10 protein-coding genes and 1 riboswitch are annotated in these 18164 nt (G+C 46.9%); of the genes, 6 read left to right on the forward strand and 4 right to left on the reverse strand.

The genetic code is table 11. The features are described 5' to 3' along the window. Positions 1 to 30: 30 nt before the first annotated feature. On the reverse strand, positions 31 to 156 hold the full coding sequence (locus NO352_RS00690; protein ID WP_262866354.1) for a hypothetical protein: 126 nt from the start codon (positions 154 to 156) through the stop codon (positions 31 to 33). Positions 157 to 481: 325 nt separating this feature from the next. Further along, a riboswitch (cyclic di-GMP riboswitch) is annotated at positions 482 to 571 on the forward strand. Between the two features lie 128 nt (positions 572 to 699). Between NO352_RS00690 and NO352_RS00695 the strand changes: the two genes are divergently transcribed. Next, complete coding sequence (locus NO352_RS00695; protein WP_289354719.1) at positions 700 to 3372, forward strand: CAP-associated domain-containing protein; 2673 nt, start codon at positions 700 to 702, stop codon at positions 3370 to 3372. Between the two features lie 231 nt (positions 3373 to 3603). Here NO352_RS00695 and NO352_RS00700 read toward each other — a convergent pair whose 3' ends face one another. Further along, positions 3604 to 5634 carry a glycosyl hydrolase family 18 protein gene (locus NO352_RS00700; protein WP_289354775.1) on the reverse strand — a complete coding sequence of 677 codons (2031 nt, stop codon included), beginning with the start codon at positions 5632 to 5634 and terminating at the stop codon, positions 3604 to 3606. Positions 5635 to 6431: 797 nt separating this feature from the next. Here NO352_RS00700 and NO352_RS00705 point away from each other — a divergent pair. The 5 genes from NO352_RS00705 (at position 6432) to NO352_RS00725 (ending at position 12971) form a co-directional block, all read left to right on the forward strand. Continuing rightward, positions 6432 to 7745: an SPFH domain-containing protein gene (locus NO352_RS00705; RefSeq protein WP_005542953.1), complete on the forward strand. Its 1314-nt coding sequence runs from the start codon at positions 6432 to 6434 to the stop codon at positions 7743 to 7745. Continuing rightward, positions 7742 to 8488, forward strand: a complete 747-nt coding sequence (locus NO352_RS00710) for a hypothetical protein (RefSeq protein ID WP_268620079.1) — start codon at positions 7742 to 7744, stop codon at positions 8486 to 8488. Before NO352_RS00705 ends, NO352_RS00710 begins: the two co-directional genes overlap by 4 nt. A gap of 303 nt (positions 8489 to 8791) precedes the next feature. Continuing rightward, positions 8792 to 10282, forward strand: coding sequence for a glycosyltransferase family 39 protein (locus NO352_RS00715; RefSeq protein WP_268620153.1), 1491 nt, complete (start codon positions 8792 to 8794; stop codon positions 10280 to 10282). Between the two features lie 108 nt (positions 10283 to 10390). Further along, the gene (locus tag NO352_RS00720; protein WP_289354720.1) at positions 10391 to 11806 is read left to right on the forward strand and encodes an erythromycin esterase family protein; all 1416 of its coding nucleotides are present in this window, start codon (positions 10391 to 10393) and stop codon (positions 11804 to 11806) included. A gap of 214 nt (positions 11807 to 12020) precedes the next feature. Further along, positions 12021 to 12971 (forward strand): AraC family transcriptional regulator, encoded by a 951-nt coding sequence (locus tag NO352_RS00725; protein ID WP_197267344.1) that lies wholly within the window; start codon positions 12021 to 12023, stop codon positions 12969 to 12971. Between the two features lie 264 nt (positions 12972 to 13235). Here NO352_RS00725 and NO352_RS00730 read toward each other — a convergent pair whose 3' ends face one another. Both NO352_RS00730 and NO352_RS00735 read right to left on the reverse strand, forming a co-directional pair. After that, the gene (locus NO352_RS00730) at positions 13236 to 15566 is read right to left on the reverse strand and encodes a S9 family peptidase (protein ID WP_289354721.1); all 2331 of its coding nucleotides are present in this window, start codon (positions 15564 to 15566) and stop codon (positions 13236 to 13238) included. A gap of 180 nt (positions 15567 to 15746) precedes the next feature. Next, entirely contained in the window at positions 15747 to 18086 is a 2340-nt protein-coding gene (locus NO352_RS00735; RefSeq protein WP_289354722.1) for a S9 family peptidase, read from the reverse strand. Positions 18087 to 18164: the final 78 nt, after the last annotated feature.

Here is an 18164-nt window from a genome sequence, read left to right on the forward strand (position 1 = left end):
AGCTCGATCTGCCAGCGGTTTTTATAAATCTCAGCGACTTGTTCTGCAGGAGAAGACATTTCTATGTACGGAATCCACCCATTCGCCATTGATGAACAGCTTCTTTGTGCTCTGCAGGAACCCTTCTACCTTCGGACTGATCTGAATCTGTGACAAGATGCAATCCTTCTATTTGGAAGTAGTACTGTGGTCGATAACTCGTACATTACATATGAATTCCCGGAGCAAGCAGATCAATCCCATTGCGAGGTCTTTTCGTGCATAGATATTGCTGGTAGCCTGAATAAGAGAGTAGTAGATCGATCACTTTCATGATCTTTTTTTAAATGGGGCAGCTTTATGGAAGAAGTGCATGACGAACATAAATATCGTACTGGGTTGATAGAACGGGGACTCGATGAATTTTACGTACCTATAGGCACAATTGTATACAAGCTGTTCATTTACATGTTACTATAGATGACATATAACCTGTGTAACATTTGGATAATGGCAAACCCTAGCGAAAGCAGGGGACGCAAAGCCACGGGTCTAATGCATTTCACGATGCGATGACAGCCGGGTTGCCCTAATTGCGACATTACGTGTGTCTTTTTTAGTGCTGCGCTGCCATTAGGGCGGCGCTTTTTTTGTGCTATTGTAAAGCGTCCCTGGTGTCCATCTAATTTGATCACAGAATGTAAAAGAATAGGAGATGTAATGATGCGGACACGTTGTACAGAAACCAACAACGCAATATACCAAGAACAGCATAAACACATTAAAGCAGGCAGAATGCGGCGCATGACGATTACAGCTAGCGCTGCGCTGTTGGCCGGGATGCTTATCCATCAGCCGACCCTTTATGCAGCGGACAAGCTGGTCGGTAGCAAGATTGCTGTCACGAAAACGAACAATGCTCCGCAGGCAGGGGCAGACCAACTGCAAGGCATCACCATAGGAATGAGCGAGGCTCAACTATTCCAAAAAATCGGACAGCCGGTTCGCAAGGATCTAAGTGAATATGGCTTCGAGTGGTATATTTACAATCAGGATTATAAACATTACTTACAAGTTGGTGTTCAGGACCACAAGGTCGTTGCACTCTATACGAATGCGAAGGATTCTTATGGCAGCATTGGATTCGGTTCAACCAAGCAGGAGGTAGAGGCAGCCTTCGGATCTTCCCTCAGTCAAATTAGGAAAGGCAATACGATTTACAATATGGACAACAGCGGACAATATAGCCTGTACAAGGTCGGCGACATGTATGCAACCGTGTTCTATGATCTCCATCAACGGAATACGGTGACGGCTGTCCAGTTTATTGCCCAGGATGTTGAACTGGCGTTCAAGGGGTACTTTGGCACGCCTAGCAAACGATTGCAGACAAGCTTTGAGCAACAAATCCTCGATTTGGCTAATGCTGTGCGTGTCCGCGAGGGCATGAAGCCATTGAAGTGGAATGAAAAGGCTGCGGGAACTGCTCGCAAGCATAGCGACGATATGGGGCTGAGAAGCTTCTTCGATCATAACAATCCGGACGGCAAATCCCCGTTCGATCGACTGAAGGCGGACGGAATCGTATACCAAAAGGCAGGGGAAAACATTGCTGCTGGACAGTCGAGTGCCATCTTCGTTCACGAGAACTGGATGAACTCGAAAGGACATCGTTCGAATATTTTGGGGGACTTTTCTCATCTAGGGGTTGGTGTGTACTTCGGGGGGAAATCAAATGTATATTACACACAGAACTTCGTCACGCCGAACTTCGTCGACGATAAAAAGTCCGATGTTGTATCTCCTAGCCTCAGCAAACCTAAGGTTTTGACAGGAGATCCATTAGATGTAAAGGTCGAATATTCCGTGTCGGAGGCAGTATATTCAGCTTCATTCAGTCTTACTTACGACAGCCGCTTAACTCTTTTAGATATAAAGCCAAGCGTTACGATGGCAACCTATCAAGAGTTGAACTATCCGGGTGTCCCACTTATCACGACAAAGAACATAACCGATTTACCTGATGGCCAGAAGCAATTGAATTACTCCGTAAATCTCAACGGAGGCGCCTATGAAGGAGACGGCGACATAGCAACCATCACTTTCTTGAGCGACCAAGAAGGAAAATATACCTTCAATCTTGCAAATACGAATCTATTCAATGCAAATAATGACCGGATCCGAATCGGTTACATTCACTCGTCTACCGTAGAAGTCATCAAGCCGTCTGTTCCGAATCCGAAGCCAGAGCTGCCAATTTCGTCTTCCTCATCTGGAGGCTCCAGAGGATCCAGTAGTTCTTCATCTTCGACTTCTGTAGAAGCAATTCCAGCCGGTAAGACGATGAAGGCAGGATTACTGGCAGAGACGAAGAAGGATCATGCAGTGAATGCGGAGTTCAAGATAAATGCGAATACCGTGAAAGAACAGTTGCAGGACAAAAATGCCAAGCAGGTTCAATCCGATATTAGCGATGTAAGCATGAAGGATTACAATAAAGTCTCCTTTACGCTGGACAAATCGGTCGCCAAGCTGCTGCAGGAATCAGGCAAGGATTTGCTTCTGTCTGCAGCCGAATTCGATATTACCATTCCGAATAAATCTATTGTGGAACTTATCGGAACGAGCGGACTCGAGCTTGTGGTGTCTCTTGCAGAGCATAAGGACAAAGGATTTAGCAATCATCATGGCGAGACGACCTTTACATCTCCGATGATCACGATCCGTGGGCCGCAAGAAGCAAAGAATATCCTGTTGGAAATCTCCTTGAAGCTGATGGGAGCTACAAAAGATATTCTTAAGGCAGGCGTGTACGCACAAACTCAAGGCGTAACAACAAATGCCTGGAGCTATAAACTGGCCGGAATGAAGGCATCTGATAAGAAGCATATTTCCTTCCAGGTCACGCAGTTCGGCACCTACACGATTGCAGAGCATGCAAGTTCCTTCAATGATCTTACTGCACATTGGGCAAAGGATGAAATTGAAGTCATTGCAGCTCACGGACTGCTGCGCGGCAAAGACAGCATACACACATTCAAGCCGAACGACGCTATTACCCAAGCGGAGTTCGCTACCTTGCTTGATCGCTTGACGAATAACGGCAAGACTTGGGAACAGCGGATTGCAGAGCCTGGGGCACGTAAACCGATTACTCGCGAAAAAATGGTCGTGATGCTTACGCGGGCATTGAAAGCTGATCTGTCCCATTCAAGCGCATCGCTTGGATTTAAGGATGAAGCACTCATCTCACAGGATGCAAAGACAGCCGTTGTGTACGCGGTGAGCAAAGGACTTATCAAAGGAACCACCGATAACAAATTTGATCCGGCGGGAACACTCACTCGAGCGCAGGCGGCAATCGTTTTGTACCGCGTGATAAACGAGCAATAAGATATTCATCATGGCACAAAAAGCAGAGATCCTAGATTATTACATAGGGTCTCTGCTTCTTTTTTTCCTTTTACGGGGTGTACCGCGTGATAGCGGTAATGCCGTCGGATAAGGGTTACGATTGTTGTTTCCTCAAAAAGCAGAGATTCTGCTTTCGGGAAGCTCTAATTTGAATTGCGTGAAACTTCTTACCTTTTACATCCTCATCGCTAAAGTATCATCTTGATCGGATTAATGCGGCAAGTCATTGGATACGACGGATTGCAGGGTGCGGTTTCTGTCCGCGTTTAATTCCCAGAACATCGCGCCGCGTAATCCTTTGTTTTTGATAAACTCATTTTTCAAATGAATGGACTGCTCGTCATCATACGAAATAAAGATTTTCGTAGACGGATTGTAGAGGAACGGAGTTTGCGTCGCACTGTTCCAGTAGCGGGTATAACCTTGGCCGGCAACTGTATATTTACCTGTGGAATCAGCAGACAGCAGGCCTGTGTTTTGCATGTGGGCAAAGTCATACGTCGAGCCGCTCGAACCGCCAGCAGCTTCTCCGGTACAGCTTTGATACAATCCGTTGTTATTTGGACCTGCGTTACATCCTTTCCAACCATATCCATAGAATGGTTCGCCTATGGTTATTTTATTGGCAGGAATGCCTTTATTCAAATAGTTGGTTACGGTGGAGTTGATGTTGAATTGACTGCTGCCGTTTGTGTTGGCTGGGTCGTTATACAATGGCGATACGATGCCGCTTGTGGCATCCCATGGACCGTAGTAGTCGTAGGTCATGATGTTGATCCAGTCCAAATACTGAGCTGCGTTGGACAACCAGTTGCTGGTGCCGCCTGCATCGGCAAGAAAGCTGGAGTTTGCGCTGGAAGCGATCGTAATGTAGTAGTGCTTGCCGTCTTGTTGTCCGGCTTTATCAAGGGCTTGGCGAAGTGTTTGCAGAAGCAGGATGTAGTTTGCTTTGTCGGCTGTACGCTGACAGGTTTGGCCTGATGCGCAAGGTACGCCAATGCTGTTCGGATATTCCCAATCGATGTCGATACCATCGAATTGATATTGACGCAAGAAATTGACGGCGGAAGTGGCGAAGTTGCCTCTTGTTACAGGGTCATTCGCGGTGTTGGAGAACTGGTTTGACCACGTCCATCCTCCGACAGAGGCGAATAATTTAAGATTCGGATTGGTGTTCTTAAGCTGTCTGATCGTAACCAATTGGTTGTATCCGCCATCGGCTGTACCGTCGGTAAATGAATCTCCAATCACGATAGAGCCGTTCGGTGCTTGATTTGGAGTGCCATCGCCGTTTTGACAGGTCCATGTGTTTGGATTGGGATTATCGGGGCTCTTGGAAGGATTGCCATGTTTGCCGTTCCAGCAAATATCAAGGAATGCATAGTTGATGACCGTTACTTTTTTCGGGTCAATATTGGCAGGGGTAAAGGACGGTGTATCGTATGCAGCCCAGCTTGGGAAGTAGCCGATAATTTCGTATTGTGATGAAGGTTGGGGATTTGTAGTAACGGTGATTGCATTACTAGCGGCTGACACATTGCCCGCTGCATCTTTTGCTTTCGCCGTAAACGTGTAAGCGGTGTTCGCAGTTAAGCCTGTAACGGTGTAGGAAGTTGTATTCGAAGAACCGGCAAGTGTGGAACCATTGTATACATCATAACCTGTAACACCCACATTATCTGTTGAAGCGGTCCAAGTTAATGTAACGGAGCTGCTGGTCACGTTGGCAGCGGTTACATTAGCAGGTGCTGTAGGAGGTTGGGTATCCGGAATAACGGCCAATGTTGTTGCGCTTACAGGCGAGCTGGCTGGGGAAAGGTTGCCAGCAGCGTCTTTTGCTTTAACGGTGAAGGTATAGGTTGTATTTGGCGTTAAGCCTGAAACGGCGAACGTAGTCGTCGCAGTCGAACCCGCGAGTGTCGTTCCATTATAGACGTCATAGCCTGTAACACCGGCATTGTCGGTAGATGCCGTCCAACCAAGGGTTACGGATTCAGTTGTTATATTGCTGGCTGTAACATTTGTTGGGACAGATGGCGGCTCCGTATCGGGAGAAGCTGTTTGTTTGATCCACAGTGCCGGAACGTTTGGCGGTTCCCATCCAACAATAGAGGTATGTCCTTGTACACATTGGTAGGTATCGGTTCCATAGGTGACGAGATCATCTGCTTGATAGGCAGTATTAGGTGCCCAAGGTGAAGCGCCGAAGGCAGAAGTCAAGGGTACGGCTGTGAATACCATAATAAAGACAAAAAGCAAGATTGTACAAACTTTTTTGGCCCTTTTCAATTTCAATCACACTCCGCTTCATATTGGATTAGTTCATCGAACCTGAGGAATAGGGAAACATCTCCTTTCACTAACAAATCTATGTAACCGCATTCATACCTCTGAGAATGATAGATGGACACAATGTGGCGCAGAATGCGAAATTACAAGCTAGGCAGGGTTGTAAAGCTCAAATAGGCTATATATTGAAGAAAAACTAGGTACGGCATAGTAGTTTTGTGTGTGGTGAAGCATGTGAACGAAGAAGGCGTTGTATCCTATGAATCCATGTATGAATGAGATGAGGAGAGAGGCAGAATAAAAGCGAATCGCTTTAACAAATTTGCAATTATCGTTTAATGCTGTGCTTGAAATATGGTAATCAATACTGGGTTGAGTTGAGGGAAATTGAAATGATCGATCAGCAAGATAAACGTTTTAACACTAAACATTTTAACACGAAAATAAATATATGCACAATGAGAAAGGTGTATGAACTTTATAATTTCGACAAGCATGAATCAGGGGAAGGTCCTTTTGGATTTCCATCATTAGGATGGTGTCCCACGCGGCTGGCTTATATAATAGAAACGGGAGCAGATAGAAGAAAGATTAGGAATGGGGACTTCATTAACGATACATTATGCGAGCTTTTTCGTACTCGTAATGTAGCGCTTATTTCATAGTTTATGGATAGAGGGGCGTATAAGCTCCATTATTAAAGGCAGTGGCAGAATTCCATACTTTATATACGGAGGTACTACAACGGGATGGCAATTATTGATGTTATTAAATATGACGGTTCACCGGATGTATTTGCATGGAAATTTCCAAATCAGGAGCTTGCGACATGGTCGCAGCTAATTGTAAATGAATCGCAGGAAGCGATCCTGTTTAAAGGCGGTCAGGTACTAGACAGCTTCACAGCAGGCAGATATACGCTTAGTACCGCAAATATTCCGATCTTGAATCATATTGTAAACTTACCGTTCGGTGGAGATTCTCCCTTCACGGCAGAAGTCTGGTATGTGAATAAGGTGCATTCTCTCAATGTGAAATGGGGAACAAGAACGCCGCTTCAGCTGCAGGATCCGAAATACCAGCTGTTCGTGAAGGTGCGCTCCTTCGGTCAGTTCGGCATTCAAATCGAAGATGCGCGCAAGTTTGTGGGCAAGCTTGTCGGCACGCTGCCGGTATTCAATCAAGAGACGTTATCCGAATATTTCCGCGGCGTATTGATGATGAATATCCATCAGTTGATCTCTTCCTATTTTGTTCATCGCAAGATTAGTATTTTAGAAATTAATGCTTACATATCGGATATTTCCAAGCATATTCAAGAGTTGGTTGCACCGGTGTTCGAGGAATACGGCATTCGACTGCTTAATTTCTATGTGGACTCCGTCAATACACCGGAGGATGATCCAGCAACGCTGCGGCTGCGCGAAGCACTTGCGAAGCGCGCTGAAATGAACATTATCGGCTTCACCTATCAGCAGGAGCGCACCTTCGATACGCTTGGACAAGTGGCGAAGAATGATAGCAGCGTCAAGTCGGATCTGATGGGGGCTGGAATGGGGCTTGGCATGGGATATGGCGTCGGCGGAGCTGTGGGTGGCGTTATGACTCAACTGGCAGGCGAGCTTCGAGTTGATGGGCAGGACATGGTATGCCCGAAATGTCATCGGAGCAATCAGCATGATGCATCCTTCTGCACAGGCTGCGGTACATCGCTTGCTGCATCAGGCGGAGCAGAGAAGCCAATCCTGGTGAAGTGCTCGGCGTGCGGGGAACAGATGCCGCGTACGACCAAGTTCTGCCCGAACTGCGGGGATCCGTATCATCCCTGCCCAGAATGCGGTGCAGACAATCCGCCGGATCAAGGTGCTTGTATCGAATGCGGACAAGCGCTGCCTGTTCCTTGTCGCCATTGCGGCAAGCCTGTGACGAGCAAGGTCAAGTTCTGTCCGCACTGTGGCGAGGAGACAGCACTTACTTGCAAGGAGTGCGGATCTGAGGTTAGGCCTGGCCAAAAATTTTGCGTAGAATGCGGCAATAAGCTGGTGCAGGAGGGATCATCATGAAGCGGGTATTACAATTGAAGTGGATAACGACTGCGATCTTTTTCATCCTAGCAGCAGTTACAGCCGGCCTGTTTTTTGGACTTAGTGAGGCGGATTCCCGAGGCTTCTCATGGTGGCTATCTCTTGCTTCACTGATGCTGGCGGGTTTGATCAGCTACTTATTTTGCATGAATGTATTATTCCATCTCTCGAAGCATAAGGATGAGGTTCCGCTGAATTTATCCATAATGGCAATTGCTTTCATGTATAATATCGCTGTTCTGATTCATATCGTACTCTTTTGGCTTGTGATGGACGTGCCGGAGAAGATGTATATGTGGATCCATATTATTACCTTTGCAGCGGCGTTTATTTTAGCCCTTTTAATTGGCCTTACCCGAGTATCTGTCGGACGCTTGCAGAGGGAGGAAAGCTATCGGGTGCAGGCAATGAAGCGGCTACTTCTTGTCGTGCAAGGAGCACGCCTGGAGCTGGAAGGCTGGAAAGATGCTGAGCGCGATGGGCTTGTAGAGTTGATGCGCAAGCTGGAGGAGCAGGTAAAGTATAGCGACCCGATGTCTGTTCCCGCTATGGTGTTAGAGGAAGGGCAGCTCATGGAACAGGCGGATCGTCTGGAAGCTGGCGTACAGTCAGTCGTACGTGAACGCAATACGGTATATTCCGCAGATGAGCTGCGTGACATGATTCGCAAGTTGTCGAATGGAATTAAGCTTCGCAATGAACAGTTGGCAAATTTGAAATAGAGTGTCGTATTACTACTTGTTGTAGGACTCGCTCGAATTGCGATGCCCAGAGTAAAGTATCTCCTTATTTAACGGCAACCTGCGAATATTGAGGGTCTACGACTCCATATATATAAATAAAATAGGACATAGCTGCGCAATGGAAGCATACGTTTCTTAAGGTGCAGCTTTGTTATGTATAGGGTGACTGTCCACGGCACTGGTTGTGGTGGTTGTCACATTATGGATGGTCTATCATTTTGAAAAAATGATGGTACAATGGATTTTGTCAATTTGAATGAAACAGGTGGGATATCCTTGGAGATGTCGTTACGTAAAGCGCGGATTTGCAAGAAACCGTTGCTTTTTATTTTGCTTTCTTTTTTGTGCATCATTCTCTTTTTTATGATTGGCATCTTCATGGGATACAGTCCCGATATGCTTATTCAGGTACCGTTTATCATGGCAGGCTACACATGTTTTGTATTTATGCTCGCCTATTTTGCCTATCGGCATTTGCAAGAGGAACAGGCATTTGTCTTCTTTATCGCATGTATAGCATTCGGTATACGGTTTATGTGGGTGTTACTAGTTGATACGAATCCGGTGTCGGACTTTCATATTATGTATGATGCGGCGGTGAAAATGTCGGTGGGGGATTTCTCTTATAACGACAGCGATTATTTTCAGGCATGGACATATCAATTGGGCTTCACCATGTATCAGGCGCTTATGATTAAATTATTCGGCACAAGCTTGCTGCCATTGAAAATCCTAAACGTACTTTGGTGCACGGGCATCACGGTGCTTGTATATAAAATCGGGCGAATGATCTTCAATGAATTCGCGGCTAAATTCGCCAGTATTACGTACTGCTTCTTCGTGCCAAGCATTGTGATGAGCTCGGTGCTCACCAATCAACATTTGGCCACTTTTCTGTTTTATCTTGCGTTTTACTATTTGCTCAAAAATCTTACTCCGGGCTGGAAGGTGAGTATTTGTACGGCGGTACTCGTCTCACTCGGCAATCTGATCAGACCGCTGGGCGCAGTCATTCTTTTAAGCATCCTACTGTATGTCGTGATCTATTTGATCGTCCTGAAGAAGCAATCCATCAAAAAAGGGATCGGGTTCGTCGTTATTTTCTTCACCACCTATTTTGCGGTATTCTATTTCGTCAGCCTTCTGGCGGTTAGCACGGGCATCTCTCATGCTCCATTAGTGAATCATGATCCGATGTGGAAATTCGTATTGGGCTTCAATCATGATACAGAGGGAGCCTTCTCGGAGGAAGACTTTAAGAAGGTTACCCAATATCCGCTTGGGGAAGAACGAACCCGAATTGAAAAGGAAATGGTGCAGGAGCGTCTATCCGATCTTGGAAAATTATCAGGTCTATTTCTAAGTAAGATCAGGCTCATGTGGAGCGAAGTCGATGCGCTGTATTGGAGCTTAAATACGGCCAGTGTTAGCCATCTGTTCAGTATGATTCATACGTATTCATACATCACATATTTTGTAATCATGTTGATCCTATTCATCTCAGTCGATCTTCTTATCATCTCCCGTCAGGATATGGATCAGAAATATTTGTTCTTTATAATATTGATATTGGGTTATATGGGAGTTCATTTGCTGATTGAGGTTCAGCAGCGATATCGGTATTTTATTATGCCGTCTATGATTCTGATTGAAGGCTATGGAGCCTATATGCTGGCTACCGTGATGTCCAGTTGGAAAAAACGCTATCCAATCCATAGGCTGCTGCGGATGCGAACGAAGGAAGCACGAGCAAATATGGCGGAGGAAGCGTAACATTTCTTCCTTTAAACAAGAATTAAACGAGATCCATCCATGAATTTAACCTTCCCGAGATATGCTGTCCATGTGAGAACAACTAGACCTAACCGGAAGGTGGAGCGAATGATAGGATGGAAGCGAGTGTTCGCAATCGGAGCAGCAGCTTGCATAATTGCTGGCGCCTCTATAAGCAGCAATGCAGCAGCCAGCAGTGCGGACACGGAAGAAGCAGGAAAGGCAAGTGCAATCGCAATCGCACAATGGAAGCAGTGGGTGAAGGAACATGTGAAGCCGATTGCAGGGGGCGTTGTAAACTTTGATAAAGATCGGAAGGCTGCTGAACGATTCAAGGATTTACAATTTCTGAAGCCGCTATTGCAGCATAAACGCCTGATCAGCTTAGGAGAAGCATCGCATGGTGCAGCGGAATATAATTCGGTGAAGGTTCGGCTGGTTCAATTTTTGCATGAGCAGCTTGGGTACGATGTCCTCGCTTTTGAATCGAATCTGGGCGAGGCGACTGCCGCATTTGTACAAGCCCGCAATCATACACCTGCTGAAATGATGAAGAACTCCATTTTTGGCGTATGGCAGGTCGAGGAGAACTTGCCGCTCTTTGAATATATCGTAGAGCAAAGCAAGACAACACGACCGCTCATATTGACGGGGATTGATGTGCAAGGTACTACAGAGCCGTTTATTACCTTCATGGAGAAATGGTTCGCGCATGCAGACAAGAGTAAAGCGGTATCGTTTGTGCAAACGGAACGTTGGTATTTGAAAGTACATACTTATAACGACATGGATCGCTTCAATCGAGAACAACCTCAACTGATTGCGAAGTATCGCCTGTTTCAGATGTTTCTAAGGGAAAACAAAGTGAAGCTGCAGGCTGTGTATCCAGAGCATCCAGAGCTGGTGACAGTCACGGAACGTGTGTTGCAGAACCGGATCGATATGCTGGAAACGTACTGTGGACGAATGGTGAAACTGTTCGCCGGTATTGAACCTGAGCGCCAAATGAAAGAAGCAAGTTATATACGGGATCAGCAGATGGCGAGCAATGCGGCATGGCTTGCGGAGCAACTGTATCCAGATAAGAAGATCATCGTATGGGGACACAATTATCATGTACGGAAGCATAACTCGACGATGGTGACTGAGCATAATGGCTTCGGCTTCGACAATAATCCTTATCCAACGATGGGAGAGATGCTGCCGTTCTCGCTGCGGAAGGACAATTATGTGATCGGTCTGTATGCTTATCAGGGAAGCTCCAGCAAGAACAGCAAGGAAACCGAGCGAATTTCACAACCTCACAATGAAGGAAGTATAGAAGAGCTGCTGAAGGCGGGAGGTCATGCCTATCAGTTCCTTGATCTCATGCAAGTTAAGCTTGACCCGCGTACATCATGGATGTTCACCCCTCGTATTGCCAAGGCGTGGGGCATGCTTGAAGAAACGATGATCGTTCGTGAGCAATATGACGGTATATTATTCGTTGATACGATTCACCCGTCACAGCGAATAGCGAAATAAGGCTGGAAATGAGGGGCTGCATAGGGGATGCAGCTCCTTTTTTTGCATAATCTGAGAAAGGGGATTTTCCTGCTATTTCCCCTCGCATTCCCTTCGCATTCCACTTGCGTTATCTCCTGTTCAGCCAATCATGATATGATAGGAGAGTATTCTTTTCCAGTCTGACTTGGATGGGAAGGACATGAAGCAGAGGCTGAAGAAGGAGGGGGAACCGATGATGCTCGAGCGTCGTGAGTTGATGCAGAAGCCCATGCCACAGGAAGTCCAATTTTATCGTGCTGAGAGCGAGATCGGAACACCGCTGCCTTTTAAAATTTATCGATGGAACCAAGCTGGCGGCAGCATACGTGATCATACGCATGACTATTTTCAAATTTGGTATGTGGTGAAGGGCGAGTTCATGCATACGATTAATAATCGTACGTACCGAATGGTGAAGGGCAATATTTTTGTTATTCCTCCTTATGCTGTTCATCGTGTGACATTGGTGCCTGGTCAGGGAATTGATATTATCGGTCTTGAGTTCCTCCCGCATTTCATTGATGAGCAGTACCAGCCGCACAATGGCAGCAGGGGCAAGTTCGACTACTCCTATCTGGAGCAGTTCATGCTGGATGAGGAGCATGTGACCCCGAAGGTGGCGCTGTCTGGCGCAACCGATATGGAAGTATCGAAGATTTTACATGATATGCTGGACGAGTATCAACAGGGCAACCGTTATTATGAACTGGTGCTCAAGGCGGACTTGCTGAAGCTGATGACACTGCTAGTACGAGAGATGGATCGACAGCGCCATTCCGATGATGCAGATGACCGGTTGGGCAAATTTAAGGAATTAATGACGGCAGCGATTCATTATATTCATGAGCATTATAATGAGGAGCTTCGCTTGGAACTGATATGCCGCAGATTTAATATTTCGAAGACGTACTTCTGTGATTTATTTAAGCGCTTCACTGGCAAAACATATAATGATTATTTGGTCGATTTTCGGATTCACAAGGCGGCCGCCATGCTGCTCGATACCGATATGTCGGTAACGGATATATGTTTCCAAGTGGGTTTTAATGACGTTCCGTATTTTTCCCGAGTTTTTAAGCGCAAGACAGGAGTCACACCGAGTCATTTCAAAAAGAACGCTTTGTCTGTGTGGCAGCATACGTAGATGAACTCAGACTCAGAGTGTGTATGATGCCATGTGAAATGATAGAAAAAATTGTGAACCCTTGCCCTCAGTAGATAGATGGGATGAGCAGCAAATAGGGAGGGAATAGCTCCTAGTAAGTAGTGAGCAGCTATAGCTGCATCGTATGGAGAGATATGGATAGTGAAAATAAGAAAGATCGGGTTCAGCGCATCAGAGACATCTGACTGCTGAAACCCGATCTTTTTTACATTATTGATGGCAAATACGTCCAGGTGATACGAATCAAGGTTTCAGATGTGTATTCAAAAACTTCACCATGGCATTGTAGAATTCGATGCGATTTTCCTCATTGTTGAAGCCGTGGCCTTCGTTGTCCTTCACCATATATTCAACGTCTACGCCTCTCTTCTTGAGGGCCTCGACGATTTGATCGGACTCTGCTTTGTTCACGCGCGGATCATTGGCGCCCTGCGCAACAAAGAGCGGTGTCACGATTTTGTCCGCATGGAATACAGGAGATGCGGCCTTCAGCATGTCTTTGTCCTTCTCCGGATGACCGATGCGCTCATAGAACATGTTGCGGTTCGCTTCCCAATAAGGCGGTAATGTATCGAGCAGGGTGAAGATGTTGGATACCCCGACATAATCGACGGCGGCTGCATACATGTCTGGCGTAAACGTGATGCCGGCTAATGTCGCATATCCGCCGAATGATGCACCGTAAATGCCGACGCGCTTCGGATCGGCGATGCCTTGCTTGATTGCCCATTGTACGCCATCCGTGATGTCATTTTGAATGTTGCGGCCCCACTGCTTGTTGCCGGCGTCGATGAATGCTTTTCCGTAACCCGTAGAGGAGCGGAAATTGACTTGCAGAACGGCATATCCGCGATTAGCCAGCAGCTGAGCCTCCGTATTGAAGCCCCACATGTCGCGGGTCCATGGACCGCCATGCGGATTCACGATCAGAGGGAGATTCTCCGGCGTCTTATTCTTCGGCAATGTTAAGTAGCCATGAATCGTCAAGCCGTCTCTGCTCTTATAGGAGATCGGGTGCATGTCCGCCATCTGTTCTGGATTGAGCCAGTCACTCAGGTTGGCGAGCAGCGTCAATTGATCCGTTGTAGAATCATAGTAATAGTATTTGCCCTGCACCTTATCATTGGATAGGCTGACGATGAGCTTTGTTTTGTCTTCATTGTAGTCGTTGATGCCGATTTCGCTTTCTGTTGCTTGCAGCTTGTGCTGCAGCTTTTTATGCAAAGCCTCGAATGATTCATCAAAGAATTTCGCATGTACTTTATCCGTTATATAGGCAGTCATGAGCAGTTTATCCTGCTTATGGTCATACACCGCTCCTGCCAAATCAACGTCCGGATGGGAATAGATCAACTGCTCGTTGCCCTGAAGATCGTACTTGACGAGCGCGGATTTGTCGCGTCCTTTATTCGAAACGGCATAGATCGTTTTGTCGTCCTTGGTGAAGCCGAGCGGGCTAACGGTGTCGCCGCCTGATGTCGTAATGAATGGCTTGAATTCTTCTTCCTCTGTAGCCCGGTACAATACGACACCTTCGATGCCGTCTGAAGCAACGGCAAGACGAATTTTGCCGTCATGGTCGGCAATCCATTCTTGAATGTCGCCCGGATTTTTCGCGACAAGCTTCGTTTCGCCTGTCTTGATGTTCAGCTTGTACACGTCAAATGCCTTGGCGTTTTCCTTGTTCATAGAGACGAGAATCTCGTCCTTAACGCCGGACAGTGTGCTGACTACGCCGACACGAACTTTATCGAATGGCGTTAAATCCTTTTCTTCATTGCCGTTGAACGCCGCCGAGTACAGGTGGAAGTTCTCGTCTCCGCCCTTATCCTTCAAGTAGAGGATATGATCGCCTTTCCAGAAGAAGCCGGAAATATCGCGATCCTTGGAGCTCGTTACGCGCACCGGTTCACTGGAACCGTCCATCTTCTGTACGAAGACATTCGCGCGATTTTCCCACGCCGCTGCATAGGAAATATAATTGCCGTCCGGAGAAAGCTGATAGGAAAAGCTTCCAGGGTTGCGCATGAAATCCTCGACGTAAATTTGCGGCACCCCCTTATTGTCGATACCGGATCGGCTCAGCTTTACAACGTTCTCAAGTGCGGATGCAGCCTCGCGCAGCGTTGCAGCGTTATTCTCATGCAGTTTCCCATCAGGGAATCCCTTGAGTAAGCCCAGCGTCTTGGCGCGTTCCGCGTAATCGGTCAAGCTCTTCTCGTCTTGCTCCTTGCCAAGCGCACGAACGAGAATGCGGGCAATCTCGCCGCGCTTAATCGGCGCATCAAGAGATGTGAAATCCCCGTCAGCTACCAAACCTGCATTTTTAGCAGCCTTCATCGGCTCGATGCCGTGTTGGTACGTGAGCGTCAAGACGGCAAGGCGGACAAATTCGTCTACGGAGACCGTAGACGTCAGCTTTGCATGTTCATCCAAAATTCCTTTGGACGTAAGCGCATGAATCCCATTCTGGTACCAAATGGTAGCTTCGGTTGGCTTCTGCGCCATGACAGACGCCGGCAGTGATGCAGCAAGTACAGCTGCAAGTGAGGCAGCAATCCATTTCTTTTTCAATGACCTGAACCCCTTTGTATATGTTCATAATTTAAACTACTCCAAATATATACGTAAATATTGGGATTGCAGGATTCATGTAAAATATAACAGTTAGAAAGGAGATATTGTTTTTATTCATCGTCATTTATTCATAAAAAGGCCCTTTCTTATTTGAAAGAGCCCTTTTATGAATGGGGACTATTTTTTTAAATGGGTATCCAAGAACCTGATCATGGCATTGTAAAAGTCGATGCGGTTCTCTTCATTCTGGAAGCCGTGGCCTTCATTGTCTTTCACCATGTACTGTACATCGATGCCTCTTTTCTTGAGTGCGTCTACAATCTGATCGGATTCAGCTTTATTCACGCGCGGATCATTTGCTCCTTGTGCGACGAAGAGCGGTGTAATGATCTTATCTGCATGGAATACAGGAGATGCAGCCTTAAGCAGCTCCTTATCCTTTTCAGGATGCCCGATCCGTGCATAGAACATATTGCGGTTCGCTTCCCAATAAGGGGGCAGCGTATTCAGTAGAGTGAAGATGTTGGACACCCCCACATAATCGACGGCTGCTGCATAGAGGTTAGGCGTGAAGGTAATGCCGGCAAGTGTAGCGTATCCGCCGAATGACGCGCCGTAAATGCCGACGCGGTTTGGATCTGCAATGCCTTGCTTGATTGCCCATTTGACGCCGTCTGTAATGTCATTTTGAATATCGCGTCCCCATTGCTTATCACCTGCGTCGATAAATGCTTTCCCGTAGCCGGTGGACGAACGGAAATTCATCTGAAGCACGGCATAGCCCCGGTTCGCGAGCAGTTGGACTTCCGGATTGAAGCCCCACTTGTCACGTGCCCAAGGCCCTCCGTGTGGATTGACGATCAGCGGCAGATTCTCAGGGCGTTTATTTTTAGGCAATGTCAAATAGCCATGAATGGTTAAGCCATCTCTGCTCTTATAGGAGATTGGGTACATGTCGGCCAGATTTTTAGGCTTCAGCCAGTCGCTTAATGTCGTAAGCAAGGTCAGTTGATCGGTTGTCGAATTGTAGTAATAGTATTTGCCTTGAACCTTGTCAGTGGATACAGCGACGATAAATTTCGTTCTGTCCTCGTTGTAATCCGTAATATGAACTTCGCTTTCCGATGCATGTAATTTGGTTTGGAGCTTGTGGTGCAGAGCTTCGAAACCGGCATCGAAGAAGTTAAGATGCGTCTTGTCTGTCACATAAGAAGCCATGAGCAGCTTATCCTGCTTGTCGTCATACACCGCACGATCCAGATCAACCTCAGGATGGGAATAGATAAGCTGTTCCTTGCCTTGCAGGTCGTATTGGACGAGCGCAGTTTTATCGCGCCCCTTATTCGTAATCGCATAAATGTGTTTATTGTCTTTCGTGAAGCCAAGCGGATTGACCGTATCCCCTGAATCGATTTTGATAAACGGTTTAAATTCAGCATCCTCAGAATCGCGATACAGTATGGCTCCTTCAAGTCCGTCAGAAGCTACCGCCATACGGATGGCGTCATTATGATCGGCAATCCAGGCTTGAATGTTGCCAGGGTTTTTCGCTACAAGCTTGGTTGCCCCTGTCTTCACGTTCAGCTTATATACATCGAATGCTTTCGCATTATCCTTGTTCATCGTAATCAGAATTTCGTCCTTCACATTGGAAAGTATGTTGACTATGCCGACTCGAACCTTATTGAATGGTGTCAGATCCTTTTCCGCATTGCCATTGAAGGCTGCCGAATATAAATGGTAGTTCTCATCTCCGCCCTTATCCTTCAAATAAAGAATGTGATCGCCCTTCCAGAAGAAGCCGGCAATATCGCGGTCTTTGGAGCTTGTGACACGAGTAGGCTCGCTGGAGCCATCCATCTTCTTCACAAATACATTCATCCGGCTCTCCCATGGCGCTGCGTAGGAGATATGGTTGCCGTCTGTGGACAACTGATACGAGAAATTGCCTGGGTTGCGCATGAAATCCTCAACAGAAATGAGCGGCACACCCTTGTTGTCGATTTGAGCTAGCCGGAGCTTACGCAGATTGCTTAGTGCTGAGGCGGCCTCGCCAATCGTTGCATTTTTATTTTCGTGCAGGCTGCCATCCGGATACCCGATAAGCAAGCCTAGAGCTTTCGCACGCTGCGTATATTCGGCCAATGTCTTTTCGCTGTGTTCCTGTGCCTCGGAATCATAGGCGCGCACGAGGATACGGGCGAGCTCTCCGCGTGTAATCGGAGCATCGGGGGATGTGAACTCATCAGCTGTGATCCAGCCTTCATTCTCAGCTGCCTTCAGCGGATCAATTCCATGCTGGTAGGTGAACGATAGTGCAGCGTAGCGTATGAAATCCTTAACCGGGACGGTGGATGTTGGCTTTGCCTGATCGGAAAGGATGTCTTTGGAGATGAGGGATTGGATCCCTTCTGTGTACCATGTTGCAGCAGCGGTTTTCTCTTGTGCGATAACGGTGAGCGGGAATGATGCAGCGAGCAGTGCAGCAAGCGTGGCGGATAGGATTTGCTTTCTCATTGCTTGAATAACCTCCTTATATGTACAGACCCATATATGTATATGTTAGAGTTACCTGTTTAGTATTGGATCATTTGC

Origin of the sequence: Paenibacillus sp. S-12 (genome assembly GCF_030363895.1) — a bacterium.
Classification (GTDB): Bacteria; Bacillota; Bacilli; order Paenibacillales; family Paenibacillaceae; genus Paenibacillus_B; species Paenibacillus_B alvei.